Origin of the sequence: Streptomyces musisoli (assembly GCF_016741855.1) — a bacterium.
Lineage (GTDB): Bacteria > Actinomycetota > Actinomycetes > Streptomycetales > Streptomycetaceae > Streptomyces > Streptomyces musisoli.
Genome location: NZ_JAERRH010000005.1, coordinates 373,098 through 387,391, shown reverse-complemented (window position 1 = coordinate 387,391; position 14,294 = coordinate 373,098). Strand labels below are relative to the sequence as shown.

At 70.2% G+C, this 14,294-nt stretch carries 11 protein-coding genes; 6 read left to right on the top strand and 5 right to left on the bottom strand.

The window, feature by feature from the left end; genetic code table 11:
• Window positions 1–27: 27 nt before the first annotated feature.
• Window positions 28–1,014 carry a heme o synthase gene (locus JK361_RS16975; protein ID WP_372448720.1) on the bottom strand — a complete coding sequence of 329 codons (987 nt, stop codon included), beginning with the start codon at window positions 1,012–1,014 and terminating at the stop codon, window positions 28–30.
• A gap of 543 nt (window positions 1,015–1,557) precedes the next feature.
• Here JK361_RS16975 and tkt point away from each other — a divergent pair.
• The 6 genes from tkt (at window position 1,558) to JK361_RS16945 (ending at window position 8,922) form a co-directional block, all read left to right on the top strand.
• The gene (tkt, locus tag JK361_RS16970; RefSeq protein ID WP_201818590.1) at window positions 1,558–3,645 is read left to right on the top strand and encodes a transketolase; all 2,088 of its coding nucleotides are present in this window, start codon (window positions 1,558–1,560) and stop codon (window positions 3,643–3,645) included.
• Window positions 3,646–3,677: 32 nt separating this feature from the next.
• Window positions 3,678–4,796, top strand: a complete 1,119-nt coding sequence (gene tal, locus JK361_RS16965) for a transaldolase (RefSeq protein WP_201818588.1) — start codon at window positions 3,678–3,680, stop codon at window positions 4,794–4,796.
• 1 nt (window position 4,797) lies between these two features.
• Window positions 4,798–6,336, top strand: coding sequence for a glucose-6-phosphate dehydrogenase (gene zwf / locus JK361_RS16960; RefSeq protein ID WP_201818586.1), 1,539 nt, complete (start codon window positions 4,798–4,800; stop codon window positions 6,334–6,336).
• On the top strand, window positions 6,333–7,451 hold the full coding sequence (opcA, locus tag JK361_RS16955; protein ID WP_201818585.1) for a glucose-6-phosphate dehydrogenase assembly protein OpcA: 1,119 nt from the start codon (window positions 6,333–6,335) through the stop codon (window positions 7,449–7,451). The genes zwf and opcA overlap by 4 nt, the downstream gene beginning before the upstream one ends.
• The gene (gene pgl / locus JK361_RS16950; RefSeq protein ID WP_201818583.1) at window positions 7,448–8,230 is read left to right on the top strand and encodes a 6-phosphogluconolactonase; all 783 of its coding nucleotides are present in this window, start codon (window positions 7,448–7,450) and stop codon (window positions 8,228–8,230) included. The genes opcA and pgl overlap by 4 nt, the downstream gene beginning before the upstream one ends.
• Window positions 8,231–8,418: 188 nt before the next feature.
• Window positions 8,419–8,922, top strand: a complete 504-nt coding sequence (locus tag JK361_RS16945; RefSeq protein ID WP_201818581.1) for a lamin tail domain-containing protein — start codon at window positions 8,419–8,421, stop codon at window positions 8,920–8,922.
• A gap of 60 nt (window positions 8,923–8,982) precedes the next feature.
• Here the strand turns inward: JK361_RS16945 and JK361_RS16940 are convergent, their stop codons facing one another.
• Genes JK361_RS16940 through JK361_RS16925 form a run of 4 tightly spaced genes read right to left on the bottom strand, consistent with a single transcriptional unit; the run spans window position 8,983 to window position 14,162 of the window.
• Entirely contained in the window at window positions 8,983–9,822 is an 840-nt protein-coding gene (locus tag JK361_RS16940; protein WP_201818579.1) for a carbohydrate ABC transporter permease, read from the bottom strand.
• Window positions 9,823–9,832: 10 nt separating this feature from the next.
• On the bottom strand, window positions 9,833–11,185 hold the full coding sequence (locus JK361_RS16935; protein ID WP_201818577.1) for an ABC transporter permease subunit: 1,353 nt from the start codon (window positions 11,183–11,185) through the stop codon (window positions 9,833–9,835).
• 11 nt (window positions 11,186–11,196) lie between these two features.
• On the bottom strand, window positions 11,197–12,522 hold the full coding sequence (locus JK361_RS16930) for an ABC transporter substrate-binding protein (protein ID WP_201818575.1): 1,326 nt from the start codon (window positions 12,520–12,522) through the stop codon (window positions 11,197–11,199).
• Window positions 12,523–12,554: 32 nt separating this feature from the next.
• Window positions 12,555–14,162: a glycoside hydrolase family 13 protein gene (locus JK361_RS16925; protein WP_201818574.1), complete on the bottom strand. Its 1,608-nt coding sequence runs from the start codon at window positions 14,160–14,162 to the stop codon at window positions 12,555–12,557.
• Window positions 14,163–14,294 lie beyond the last annotated feature (132 nt).

Sequence of the window (14,294 nt, the reverse complement as noted above, 5' to 3'; positions counted from 1 at the left end):
GGCTCTGTGACATACGCCCGGCGGGCGTCAGCGCAGGAACGGGTCGACGGCGACCGCGACGAAGAGGATCGAGACGTAGGTGATCGACCAGTGGAAGAGACGCATCTCCTTCAGCTTGGCGCCGGTCGCCTCGGCCTTCGCCCGGTTCTGGAGCCCGTGCGCCTCCCACAGCCAGAAGCCGCCGGCCGCGAGGGCCACCGCCGTGTAGAACCAGCCGGTGTAGCCGAGCGGGGTGAGCAGCAGGGAGACCAGGACCATCACCCAGCTGTAGATGACGATCTGGCGGGCGACGACCTTGTTGGAGGCGATGACCGGGAGCATCGGCACGCCCACGCGCGCGTAGTCCTCCTTGACCTTCATGGACAGCGGCCAGTAGTGCGGCGGCGTCCAGAAGAACATGACGAGGAAGAGGATGACCGGCGCCCAGGACATCGAGTTGGTCACGGAGGACCAGCCGATCAGCACGGGGAGGCAGCCCGCGATGCCGCCCCACACGATGTTCTGCGACGTGCGCCGCTTGAGGATCATCGTGTAGACGACGACGTAGAAAAGGAGCGCTCCGAGTGACAGCCAGGCGCTCAGCCAGTTGACGGTGAGTCCGAACAGCAGCGTCGAGACGACCGCGAGCGTGATGCCGAAGACCAGGCACTCGAGCGGGCTGACCATGCCGGTCACCAGCGGGCGCTGCGAGGTGCGGTCCATCAGGGCGTCGATGTCCCGGTCGATGTACATGTTCAGCGCGTTGGCGCCGCCCGCGGACAGGTAGCCGCCGACGCAGGTGAGCAGGACCAGCCTGAGGTCGGGCACACCCTGCTGCGCCAGGAACATCACCGGAACGGTGGTGATGAGCAGCAGCTCGATGATCCGCGGCTTGGTCAGCGCCACGAACGCCTTGACACGGGCCCCGAACGGCCGGTGGACCGGGCTTTGGCTCGCACCGAGCGCACCCTCCCCCAGGGCCTCGAGGGCCTGGGAGGTGCTCCCAGGACGGGATTCGACGGCCGTCACGCACACCCCTGACAGAGACATCCCAGCAAGCCTCCCCATGTGAAGTCCCGGTAAAGGCTCGCGCGTACCACGCCACTTTAGACGTTGCCCATACCCCGGCCTTCGCGGGGGTGGGGTCGTGTTGGCGGGGCCGCCCGGACATGCGCACAAAGGCTCGACCCAGGGGCCGCGGCCAAGGCCCGGCCCGCCTCCGTGCGACGGCTCCGTCCGAGTGCGCGCGACGGCTCGGTCCGAACGCGTGCGCAGGCTCCGTCCGAGTGCGCGCGGAGGACCTGTCCGACGTGCGTCCGAAGGGCCTGTCCGACGTGCGTGCGGAAGCTCGATTGAGCAGTCAGATGAGCGCTTCCGTATTCATGTGCCAAATGCCGTCCCGGCCAGTCGAGAGGCGGATCGTACGCACTCCCGGCAGTCTGGAAACACTCGAAAAAATGCACGTCCTCACGGGGGTAGGCTCGACAGCGGCCGGTGGGCGACAAGCCCGTCGGCGGCCGGGTGGGCGCATGCCCCGACGACCGGCGACCGACATGTGGAGAGGAGCCCTGACCCAGGGTGAGCACCAAGCCGACCACCACAGACCTTGAGTGGACCGACCTGGACCAGCGGGCCGTGGACACCGCTCGTGTCCTGGCCGCCGATGCCGTACAGAAGGTCGGCAACGGCCATCCCGGTACGGCGATGAGCCTGGCCCCGGCCGCCTACACCCTCTTCCAGAAGGTGATGCGGCACGACCCGGCCGACCCGGAGTGGACCGGCCGCGACCGCTTCGTGCTGTCCGCGGGCCACTCGTCCCTGACCCTCTACACCCAGCTCTACCTGGCCGGTTTCGGTCTGGAGCTGGACGATCTGAAGGCGTTCCGGACGTGGGGTTCGAAGACCCCGGGCCACCCGGAGTACGGGCACACCAAGGGCGTCGAGACCACCACCGGCCCGCTGGGCCAGGGTGTCGCCAACGCGGTGGGCATGGCGATGGCCGCCCGCTACGAGCGCGGTCTGTTCGACCCGGAGGCGCCGCGCGGCGAGTCCCCCTTCGACCACTTCGTCTACTGCATCGCCGGTGACGGCTGCCTCCAGGAGGGCATCTCCGCCGAGGCGTCCTCGCTGGCCGGCCACCAGAAGCTCGGCAACCTGATCCTGCTGTGGGACGACAACCACATCTCGATCGAGGGCGACACCGAGACGGCCGTCTCCGAGGACACCGTCAAGCGGTACGAGGCCTACGGCTGGCACGTGCAGCGCGTGGAGGCCCAGGACAACGGCGACCTGGACCCGGCGGCGATCTTCGCCGCGATCCAGGAGGCCAAGGCCGTCACCGACCGGCCGTCCTTCATCGCGATGCGCTCGATCATCGCCTGGCCGGCCCCGAACGCGCAGAACACCGAGGCCGCGCACGGCTCGGCGCTGGGCGACGAGGAGGTCGCGGCCACCAAGCGCGTCCTCGGCTTCGACCCCGAGCAGAGCTTCCAGGTCGAGGACGAGGTCATCACCCACACCCGCAAGGCGCTGGAGCGGGGCGCTCAGGCGAAGGCCGAGTGGGAGAAGTCCCTCCAGGTGTGGCGGGACGGCAACCCGGAGCGGGCCGCCGAGTTCGACCGGATCGGCAAGGGCGAGCTGCCCACCGGCTGGGAGGAGAAGCTCCCGGTCTTCGAGCCCGGCAAGGGTGTCGCGACGCGCGCCGCGTCCGGCAAGGTGCTTCAGGCGCTCGGCGCGGTGATCCCCGAGCTGTGGGGCGGCTCCGCCGACCTCGCCGGGTCGAACAACACGACCATCGACAAGGACAGCTCCTTCCTGCCCGAGGGCAACCCGCTGCCGGAGGCCAACCCCTACGGCCGCACGATCCACTACGGCATCCGTGAGCACTCCATGGGCGCCGAGATGAACGGCATCGCCCTGCACGGCAACACCCGGATCTACGGCGGCACCTTCCTCGTCTTCTCCGACTACATGCGCAACGCCGTGCGCCTGTCGGCCCTGATGCACCTGCCGGTGACGTTCGTGTGGACGCACGACTCCATCGGCCTCGGCGAGGACGGCCCCACCCACCAGCCGGTCGAGCACCTGGCCTCGCTGCGCGCGATCCCGGGCCTGAACGTCGTCCGCCCGGCGGACGCCAACGAGACCGCGATCGCCTGGCGCGAGATCCTGCGCCGCTGGACCAAGGAGTTCGGCAAGGGCCAGCCGCACGGTCTCGCCCTCACCCGCCAGGGCGTGCCGACCTACGAGCCCGACGAGAACGCGGCCCGCGGTGGCTACGTGCTGTTCGAGGCCGAGGGCGGCGAGCCGCAGGTGGTCCTGATCGCCACCGGTTCCGAGGTGCATGTGGCCGTCGAGGCGCGTGAGCAGCTCCAGGCCGACGGCGTGCCCACGCGGGTCGTCTCGATGCCGTGCGTGGAGTGGTTCGAGCAGCAGGACCAGGGGTACCGGGACTCCGTGCTGCCGCCGTCCGTCAAGGCCCGAGTCGCCGTGGAGGCGGGCATCGGACTGACGTGGCACAAGTACGTGGGGGACGCCGGCCGCATCGTTTCCCTGGAGCACTTCGGTGCGTCCGCCGACGGCAAGGTGCTCTTCCGCGAGTTCGGCTTCACTGCCGAGAACGTGGCCGCCAAGGCCCGGGAATCCCTCACCGCCGCCCAGCGCTGACGCTCATTACGACACGTAGGAGATGTAATTCCATGACAGACGCACTCAAGCGCCTCTCCGAGGAAGGCGTCGCGATCTGGCTGGACGACCTGTCGCGCAAGCGGATCACGTCCGGCAACCTCGCCGAACTGATCGACCAGCAGCACGTCGTGGGCGTCACCACCAACCCGACGATCTTCCAGAAGGCGATCTCCCAGGGCGACGGCTACGACCAGCAGCTGTCGGACCTCGCCGCCCGCAAGGTCACCGTCGAAGAGGCCATCCGCATGATCACCACGGCGGACGTCCGCGACGCCGCCGACATCCTGCGCCCGGTCTTCGACGCCACGAACGGCCAGGACGGCCGGGTCTCCATCGAGGTCGACCCGCGCCTGGCGCACAACACCAAGGCGACCGTCGCCGAGGCCAAGCAGCTGGCCTGGCTCGTGGACCGCCCCAACACGCTGATCAAGATCCCGGCCACCAAGGCGGGTCTGCCGGCCATCGCCGAGACGATCGGCCGCGGCATCAGCGTCAACGTCACGCTGATCTTCTCCCTGGAGCGCTACCGCGCTGTCATGGACGCCTACCTCACGGGTCTGGAGAAGGCCAAGGAGCACGGCCTGGACCTGTCCAAGATCCACTCGGTGGCGTCCTTCTTCGTGTCCCGCGTGGACACCGAGATCGACAAGCGCCTGGCCGGGATCGGCACCGACGAGGCCAAGGCGCTGCGCGGCAAGGCCGCCGTCGCCAACGCGCGCCTCGCCTACCAGGCGTACGAGGAGGTCTTCTCCTCCGACCGCTGGAGCACGCTGGAGAACGCGGGCGCCAACAAGCAGCGTCCGCTGTGGGCGTCGACCGGTGTGAAGGACCCGGACTACCCGGACACCCTGTACGTCACCGAACTGGTCGCACCGAACACGGTCAACACCATGCCGGAGGCCACGCTGGAGGCCACCGAGGACCACGGCGAGATCAGCGGTGACACCGTGACCGGCACCTACGAGCAGGCGCGTGCCGACCTGGACGCGCTGGAGAAGCTCGGCGTCTCGTACGACGACGTCGTGCAGGTGCTGGAGGACGAGGGCGTCGACAAGTTCGAGGCGTCCTGGAACGACCTGCTCAAGTCGACCCAGGCGGAGCTCGAGCGCCTGGCCCCCTCGGAGGGCTGAGTTGTCACCCGTTTCCGGTTCCGGAGCGAACCCGCTTCGTGACCCGGCCGACCGACGGCTCCCGCGTATCGCGGGGCCGTCGGGCCTGGTCATCTTCGGCGTCACCGGCGACCTGTCGCGCAAGAAGCTGATGCCCGCGGTGTACGACCTCGCCAACCGGGGTCTGCTGCCGCCGGGCTTCTCGCTGGTGGGCTTCGCCCGCCGCGACTGGGAGCACGAGGACTTCGCCGAGGTCGTCCACGACGCGGTCAAGGAGCACGCGCGTACTCCGTTCCGCGAGGAGGTCTGGCAGCAGCTCATCCAGGGGATGCGCTTCGTCCAGGGCACCTTCGACGACGACGAGGCATTCGAGCGGCTGCGCGCCACCATCGAGGAGCTGGACAAGGCACAGGGCACGGGCGGCAACTTCGCCTTCTACCTGTCGGTGCCGCCCCGCTCCTTCCCGGTGGTCATCCAGCAGCTGAAGAAGCACGGCCTGGCCGACCAGACCGGCGGCTCCTGGCGCCGCGCGGTCATCGAGAAGCCGTTCGGGCACGACCTCGCCTCCGCCGAGGAGCTGAACAAGGTCGTGCACGAGGTGTTCGAGCCGGACCAGGTGTTCCGCATCGACCACTACCTCGGCAAGGAGACCGTCCAGAACATCCTGGCGCTGCGCTTCGCCAACACGATGTTCGAGCCGATCTGGAACCGGTCCTTCGTCGACCACGTGCAGATCACGATGGCCGAGGACATCGGCATCGGCGGCCGGGCCGGCTACTACGACGGCATCGGCGCCGCCCGTGACGTCATCCAGAACCACCTGCTCCAGCTCATGGCCCTCACCGCGATGGAGGAGCCCGCCTCCTTCGGCGCGGACGCGCTGGCCGCGGAGAAGGAGAAGGTGCTCGGCGCGGTCCGGCTGCCGAAGGACCTGGGCAGCAGCACCGTCCGCGGGCAGTACGCGGCGGGCTGGCAGGGTGGCGAGAAGGTCATCGGCTACCTCGAAGAGGACGGCATCGACGCGAAGTCGAAGACCGACACCTATGCCGCGATCAAGCTGGAGGTCGACAACCGCCGCTGGGCGGGCGTCCCCTTCTACCTGCGCACCGGCAAGCGCCTCGGCCGTCGGGTGACGGAGATCGCGGTCGTCTTCCAGCGGGCCCCGCACTCCCCGTTCGACACGACGGCGACGGAGGAGCTGGGCCAGAACGCGGTCGTCATCCGCGTCCAGCCGGACGAGGGTGTCACGGTCCGCTTCGGCTCCAAGGTGCCGGGCACCTCGATGGAGATCCGGGACGTCTCCATGGACTTCGCCTACGGCGAGTCGTTCACGGAGTCCAGCCCGGAGGCGTACGAGCGGCTCATCCTGGACGTGCTGCTGGGCGACGCCAACCTCTTCCCGCGCACGGAGGAGGTCGAGCTGTCCTGGAAGATCCTCGACCCGATCGAGCAGTACTGGGACAAGCACGGCAGGCCCGCGCAGTACAAGTCGGGCACCTGGGGTCCCGTGGAGGCGGACGAGATGCTCGCACGAGACGGACGGAGCTGGCGCCGGCCATGAAGATAGACCTGACCGACACCACCGCCGGAGAGATCAACAAGGCGCTCGTACAGGGCCGCCGCGCCATCGGCACGCCTGCCGTCGGCATGGTCCTCACCCTCGTCATCGTCACGGACGAGGAGAACGCCTACGACTCCCTGAAGGCCGCCAACGACGCCTCGCGCGAGCATCCCTCGCGCACCCTGGTGGTCATCAAGCGGGTCTCCCGCAGCCTGCGCGACCGTACGTCCTCGCGGCTGGACGCCGAGGTGCGGGTGGGCGCGGAGGCGGGCACCGGCGAGACGGCCGTCCTGCGTCTCTACGGCGAGGTCGTCGAGCACGCCGACTCGGTGGTCCTGCCGCTGCTGCTGCCGGACGCCCCGGTGGTCGTGTGGTGGCCGGTGAACGCCCCGCTCGACCCGGCGAAGGACCCGCTGGGCGCGCTGGCCCAGCGCCGGGTCACCGACACCTACACCGCCGAGCAGCCGGTGCGGGAGCTGTCCGCCCGTGCCACGGCCTACACGCCCGGCGACACCGACCTGTCCTGGACCCGGATCACCCCGTGGCGCTCGATGCTGGCGGCGGCCCTGGACCAGGTCACCTGCGAGGTGCAGGCCGTCGAGGTGGAGGGCGAGGAGTTCAACCCGAGCTGTGAGCTGCTGGCGATGTGGCTCGCGGACCGGCTGGACGTGCCCGTCAAGCGCTCCCCGTCCCCGGGCCCGGGGCTCACGGCCGTCCGCATGGACACCAGCTGCGGCCCGATCGCACTGGACCGCGCGGACGGTTCGCTGGCGACGCTGTCCATCGAGGGCCAGCCGGCCCGCGCGGTGGCGCTGAACCGGCGGGACACCGCCGAGCTGATCGCGGAGGAACTGCGCCGGCTGGACCCGGACGACACCTACGCGTCGGCGCTGCGTTACGGCGTGGAGCGGCTGAACACGGTTGTCGGCCGGGCTGCCGAGGCGCCCGCGGGTCAGCCGCCGGCGGAGGAACCGGCCGAGCCGGCCGCGGAGTCCGAGCCGACCACGGAGTCCGAGCAGGCCGCGGAGTCCGAGCCGGCCGCGAAGGCACCGGCGAAGAAGGCGGCGGCCAAGACCGCGAAGAAGGCACCGGCGAGGAAGGCGGCGGCGAAGTGAGCACTCCGCAGCTGGTCGTCCACCACGACAAGGAGCTGATGGCGCAGGCCGCCGCGGCCCGCCTGATCACGAAGATCGTGGACTCGCAGGCCTCCCGGGGCAGCGCGTCCGTGGTCCTGACGGGCGGCCGCAACGGCAACGGACTGCTGGCCGCGCTCGCGGCGGCGCCCGCCCGGGACGCCATCGACTGGAGCCGCCTCGACCTGTGGTGGGGCGACGAGCGCTACCTGCCCGAGGGCGACCCCGAGCGCAATGTCACGCAGGCCCGCGCGGCCCTGCTGGACTCGGTCCCGCTGGACCCGGAGCGCGTGCACGCCATGCCCGCCTCCGACGGTCCCCACGGCACGGACGTCGAGGCGGCGGCCGAGGCGTACGCGGCGGAGCTGGCGAAGGCGGCCGGACCGGAGAACCACGGCTCGGTCCCGACCTTCGACGTCCTGATGCTGGGCGTCGGCCCGGACACCCATGTGGCCTCGCTCTTCCCGGAGTTGCCGGCCGTACGGGAGACCGAGCGCACGGTGGTCGGTGTGCACGGCGCGCCCAAGCCGCCGCCGACCCGGATCTCCCTCACCCTGCCGGCGATCCGCGCGGCCCGCGAGGTGTGGCTCCTCGCGGCCGGCGAGGACAAGGCGGAGGCCGCGGCCATCGCCCTGTCGGGCGCGGGCGAGATCCAGGCTCCGGCGGCGGGCGCGTACGGCCGTGCGCGCACGCTGTGGCTGCTGGACTCCGCCGCGGCTTCACAGCTGCCGCGGTCGCTGTATCCGCCGGCTTCGCCGTGAACCGGTGAGCCTCTGAGGAACGATCAGAACGAGGGCGGCAGGGGACGACTCCCCTGCCGCCCTCGTCGTGTGCGCTGACGCCGCCTCGGCAAGTCCTTCACCACTTACACGAAACATTCATACAACACTCAACTTTTGTGTAAGCTCCTGGGCGCACCGTTCGCATCACCGAGGGGGGACCTCACCTCATGCGCATACGCTTCACTTCGGCCGCCGCCGTCACCGCCGCCACCGCCGCCACGCTCGCGGTCGTCGCCGCCCCGGCCCAGGCCACCGAGTACTCCTCGTCCCTGAAGATCAAGGGCGTCCAGTACGACGCCCCGGGGCGGGACTCCAACAACTGCCGTACGGGCAACAGCAAGAGCGAGTACGTGACGATCAAGAACTACTCGCGGACCGCGACCATCAACCTCAAGGGTTACGTGGTCAGGGACACCACCAGCACCAACAAGTTCACCTTCCGCTCCAACCACTACCTCCAGCCCGGCGACTACGTCTCGCTGCGCGGGGGCCACGGCACCGACTCGGACGCCAAGAACGTCGTCTACCGCCAGAACTGCAACTTCATCTGGAACAACGACAAGGACACCATCTACCTGTACAAGCCGTCCGGCGCCCACGCGGACACCCACGCCTACACCAAGTCCCGCGACGACCGGGACGGCAACGGCTACATCAACTACCACGGCTGACGCGACGGCGCCCCGCCCGCGGCGGCCCGGTCAGGGTCGGCCGCCGCGGGCGGGGCGCGGTCACTTGACCGAACCCGCCATCACGCCCTGGACGAAGTGCCGCTGGAAGGCGAAGAAGACCACCACCGGCACGATCAGGGACAGGAAGGCGCCCGGCGCCAGTACGTCGATGTTGCTGCCGAACTGGCGGATCTGTGACTGGAGTTGCACGGTCAGCGGCTGCGAGGAGCTGTCGGCGAAGAGCAGCGCGACCAGCATGTCGTTCCAGACCCACAGGAACTGGAAGATGGCGAGCGAGGCGATCGCCGGGCGGCCCACCGGCAGGACCAGCCGGGTGAAGATGCGCCACTCGCTGCCGCCGTCCATCCGGGCCGCCTCCAGCATCTCCTTCGGCATCTCGGCGAAGTAGTTGCGCAGGAGGAAGACGGCGAAGGGCAGTCCGTAGGCGACGTGGAAGAGGACGACGCCGGGGATCGTGCCGAACAGGCCCAGCGCGCCGAAGAGTTTGGCCACCGGCAGCAGGCCGATCTGGACCGGCACCACCAGCAGGGCGACCACCAGCAGGAAGAGGGGCTCGCGCAGCGGGAAGTCCAGCCAGGCGAAGGCGTATCCGGCGAGGGCCGCGATGACGACGACCAGCGTGGTCGCCGGCACCGAGATCAGCACGGTGTTCCAGAAGGCCTGGGTCATGCCCGCGTTCTTCAGCAGGGCCGAGTAGTTGTCGAAGGACAGCTGGCCGGGGCCGGACAGCGCCGTCCACCAGCCGCCCTTCGCGTTGTCCTGGGACGAGCGCAGGGAGGACAGGAACAGTCCGGCCAGCGGGGTGAGCCAGACCAGGCCGATGACCACGAGGACGGCCTGGACGAGACCGTTGCCCAGAGAGCGCCGCAGGGCGTTCATCGCTGACTCCTCATCGTTGGCTGTTGCGGAAGCGGCGGACGTTGAAGACCATCGCGGGGATCACCAGGAGCAGGAGCAGGACGCCGAGGGCGCTGCCGAGTCCCTGGTCGTTGCCGCCGCCGAAGGACACGAGCCACATCTGGGTCGCGAGGACGGTCGCGTCTTCCTGTACCGGTCCGGGCGCGATGATGTAGACGAGGTCGAAGACCTTCATCACGTTGATCACGAGGGTCACGAAGACCACGGTGAGTACGGGCGCGAGCAGCGGTACGGTGATCCGCCGGAAGATCTGCCACTCGTTCGCCCCGTCCATCCGGGCCGCCTCCAGGGCGTCGCGGGGCAGCGCCGACAGTCCCGCGCCGATCAGGACCATCGCGAAGCCCGTCCAGATCCACAGGTACGCGCCGATGATCGCCGGGGTGACGAGGGCCGGGCCGAGCCAGGAGACGCCCTGGTAGGGCGGGGCGAAGTTCGACTCCGGGAGCTTCACCGTGTACGGGCCCGCCGTCAGCCCGGCGAAGCGGAAGGAGCCGTCGGCGGCGGTGGTCGCGCTCGCGACGGTCTTCCCGTCGCGCTCCGCCTCGACCTTCATCCCGGGCAGGCCGCTCTCCTTCGGGTCGACCTTGCCCTGCTCGCCTCCGCCGCCGGGGGTGAAGTCCAGGTAGACGACACCGCGCAGTTCGCCGGGCCCGGCCTTGCGTGCGGCCGCCGTGCGGGCGGGCGAGGCGTCGCGGGGCAGGTCCCCCGGCAGGACGCCGACCATCGGGAGCGTGACCGAGTCCCCCGCCGAGGCGGTGGTGCGGTACGAGCCGTCCCGGTCCTGCGTGAGCAGTCCGGTGCGCCCGCGGGCGGTGGGGTACGTCGACGTGCCCTTGAAGGCGTCGTGGACGGAGACGACGGCCGCGTTCAGGACGCCCTTGTCCGGGTCCTCGTCGTAGGCGAGCCGGAAGATGATGCCGGCGGCGAGGAAGGACACCGCCATCGGCATGAAGAGGAGCAGCTTGAAGGCCGTCGCCCAGCGGACCTTCTCCACCAGGACGGCGAGGATCAGGCCGAGGCCGGTGAGCAGGGCGGGGGCGACGACCACCCAGATGGTGGTGTTGCGGATGGCCTTCAGCGTGGCGGGGTCGCGGAACATCTCGGCGTAGTTGTCGCCGCCGACGAACCGGGTGCCGGAGGCGTCGAAGAAGCTGCGGCCGACGGAGAACAGCACCGGGTAGACGACGAGTGCGCCGAGCAGGAGCAGGGCGGGGAAGACGAAGAGCAGGGCGATCAGCCGGCCGCGCCGCCGGCCGCGGCGCACGGGCGCCGGGCCGGCGGCACGCGGGCCCGCCTGCCGTTTCTCGAGTGTGGTGGCGGTCATGGTGCTGTCGCTCAGTCCTGGTAGGCCTTGGCCGCCGCCGACTCCAGCTTCGCCGCGGTGCCCTTCGGGTCCGACGGGTCGCGCAGGAAGTCCTGGAGCAGCTTCCACTCGCCGGCGCCCTTGGTGCCGCCGAAGGCCGCCGGCGCCTGGTCGGACATGTCGAACCGGACCGAGTCGCCCGCGCCGACCAGGGACTCGGCGGTGGCCCGGGTGACGTCGTCGCCGTACGAGGCGAGGTCGAGCTTCTTGTTCGGGGACAGGAAGCCGCCCGCCTTCGCCCACACGGCCGCGGCCTCGGGGGTGGCCAGGTACTCCAGGAGCTTCATGCCGGCCTTGGCGTTCTTGCCGTCCTTGAGGACGACGGCCGCGTCACCGCCGCTGACGACCGGGGCGTTGCCGCCTTCGACCGCGGGGAAGGGGAAGAAGTCGGCGTCCTTGCCGATGGACTTGCCGTACTGGTCGTGGGCGACGCCGGCGACGAAGTCGCCCTCGTAGACCATGCCCGCCTCCGGCTTGGGCCCGAAGACCTTCTCCACCGAGCCCGGGAAGTCGGTGTTGAGGGCCTCCTTCTGGCCGCCCGCGACGAGCTGCTTGTCCTTGAACAGCTTGCCGAGCGTGGTGAGCGCCTTGACCACGGTCGGGTCGGTCCACTTCAGCTTGTGGGCGGCGAGGGCGTCGTACTTCTCGGGGCCGGCCTGGGAGAGGTAGACGTTCTCGAACCAGTCGGTGAGGGTCCAGCCGTCCTGTCCGCCGACCGAGAAGGCGGCGAGACCGGAGTCGGAGACGGTGTGCCCGGCCTTCAGCAGCTCGTCGTACGTCTTCGGCGGCTTGACGCCGGCCTGGGTGAGCGCCTCGGGGCTGTACCAGACCGTCGACTTGTGGGCGGCCTTGAAGTACAGGCCGTAGAGGGTGCCGTCGACGCTGCCGTACTTCTTCCACACCGGTGCGTAGCCGGCGGTGATCGTCTGCTGCGCGGTCGGGGACAGCGGCCTGAGCCAGCCCTTCTTCGCGAACTGCTGGAGCACGCCGACCTGCGGGACCATCACGACGTCGGGCGCGTTGCCGCCCTCGATCTTGCTGCCGACGACGGTGGAGACGTTGTCGCCGGTGGAGACGAACTGGGTCTTGGCTCCGGTCTTCTCGCTGAAGGCGTCCAGCACCTTCTGGAAGTTCTTCTGCTCGCTGCCGGACCAGACGCCGGCCACGGTGACGGTCTGGCCGCCGAGTTCCTTGTCGCCACCGCCCGCGGAGACCGGATCGCCGCCGCAGGCGGTGGCGCCGAGGGCGAGCGCGAGAGCGGTGCAGCCGGTGAGCAGGGTCGTGTGTCGTCGCATCATCGTCGACGGACCTTTCCTTGGGGGACGGATGATCAGATCTCGTTGAGCCACCAGGCCGCCGTGGCGCCGGGCAGGACGCCGGGCGGGCAGGGACCGCTGGAGAGCAGGGGGGTGCCGGAGACCGGCGCGGGGGCGTTGGCCGTGCCGAAGTTGACGGCGCAGACCAGGCCGTCGCCGCGGGTGAAGGCGAGGACGCCGGGCGGGGCGTCCAGCCACTCGAGCGTGCCCTCGCCCAGCTGGGGCAGGGACGCCCGGAGTTGCAGGCCGTCGCGGTACAGGTGCCAGAAGGAGCGGGTGTCGGCGAGGGCGCGGTCGGTGGCGTACTCGGCGAAGTACTCCGGCTGCGGCAGCCAGGGCTTGGCACCCTCCGCGCCGGAGGTGAAGCCGAACGGCGACGCCTGCCCGGACCACGGAAGGGGCACCCGGCAGCCGTCGCGGATGCGGGCGCGGCTGCCGGTGCGGTGGAAGATCGGGTCGGTGAGGACGTCGTCGGGCAGGTCGACGACCTCGGGCAGGCCCAGTTCCTCGCCCTGGTAGATGTAGGCGGCGCCGGGCAGGGCCAGCATCAGCAGGGCGGCCGCGCGGGCGCGGGCGGCGCCGAGTCCGCTGCCCTCGGTGGCGGGTTCGCCGTAGCGGGTGACGGTGCGGACCTGGTCGTGGTTGTTGAGGACCCAGGTGACCGTGGAGCCGGTGCCGGCGATGTCCTGCATGGCCTCGGAGATGACCTTGCGGAAGGCGTCGGCGTCCCAGGGGGCGCCGAGCAGGTCGAAGAAGAAGGCCTGGTGGAGTTCGTCGGGGCGGACGTACAGGGCGTGCTCGCGGGCGGTGGGCACGGAGACCTCGCCGACGAGCAGGCGTTCGCGGCCGTCGCGGGCGCGGTACTCCTCGCATGTGGAGCGCCAGCGGCGCCACACCTCGTGCACCTCGGGCTGGTTCCAGGCGAGCGGGTTGACCGAGTCGCGGGTGCGGGCGTCGGCCTCCGGGTCGTCGGAGTCGGGCAGTTCGGGGTGCTTGTACAGGCCGGCGGCGACGTCGATGCGGAAGCCGTCCACGCCCCGGTCGAGCCAGAACCGCAGGACGCGGTCGAACTCGTCGGGGATCTCGGGGTCGCGCCAGTTCCAGTCGGGCTGCTCGGGCGTGAACATGTGCAGGTACCACTGGCCGTCGTCGACCCGGGTCCAGGCCGGTCCGCCGAACATGGCGTGCCAGTTGTTGGGCGGCTCGCTGCCGTCGGGGCCACGGCCGTCGGCGAAGTGGAAGCGGGCGCGGGCCGGGCTGCCGGGCTCGGCGGCGAGGGCCTCGCGGAACCACGGGTGCTCGCTGGAGCAGTGGTTGGGGACGATGTCGAGCAGCACCTTGATGCCGAGCCGGCGGGCCGCCGACATCAGCAGGTCGAACTCGGCGAGGTCGCCGAAGACCGGGTCCACGTCGCGGTAGTCGGCCACGTCGTAGCCGTGGTCGTGCTGCGGCGACGGGTAGAAGGGGCTCAGCCAGATGCCGTCGACGCCGAGCTTCTTCAGGTACGGCAGTCCGGCCCGGACGCCGGCCAGGTCGCCGATGCCGTCGCCGGTGCTGTCGAGGAAGCTGCGGACGTAGACCTGGTAGATCACCGCGTCCCGCCACCAATGATGCCTGTTCAACCCAGTGGACCTGTCTCTGAAGGGGGGCTGTTATGCATGCATGTTAGGTAGGCGGCGCGCCAAGGTGTCAACGAAGTGAACGCAAGCTACCGACCAGTCCGAGGCTCAAACCTGGGCAAATCACCGCAAGGC

What these genes read in the sequence shown, in the direction of transcription:
- JK361_RS16930 (WP_201818575.1), bottom strand. Translation starts at nt 12,522, where the DNA reads ATGATGCGACGACACACGACCCTGCTCACCGGCTGCACCGCTCTCGCG.
- JK361_RS16940 (WP_201818579.1), bottom strand. Translation starts at nt 9,822, where the DNA reads ATGAACGCCCTGCGGCGCTCTCTGGGCAACGGTCTCGTCCAGGCCGTC.
- JK361_RS16945 (WP_201818581.1), top strand. Translation starts at nt 8,419, where the DNA reads ATGCGCATACGCTTCACTTCGGCCGCCGCCGTCACCGCCGCCACCGCC.
- JK361_RS16935 (WP_201818577.1), bottom strand. Translation starts at nt 11,185, where the DNA reads ATGACCGCCACCACACTCGAGAAACGGCAGGCGGGCCCGCGTGCCGCC.
- tal (WP_201818588.1), top strand. Translation starts at nt 3,678, where the DNA reads ATGACAGACGCACTCAAGCGCCTCTCCGAGGAAGGCGTCGCGATCTGG.
- opcA (WP_201818585.1), top strand. Translation starts at nt 6,333, where the DNA reads ATGAAGATAGACCTGACCGACACCACCGCCGGAGAGATCAACAAGGCG.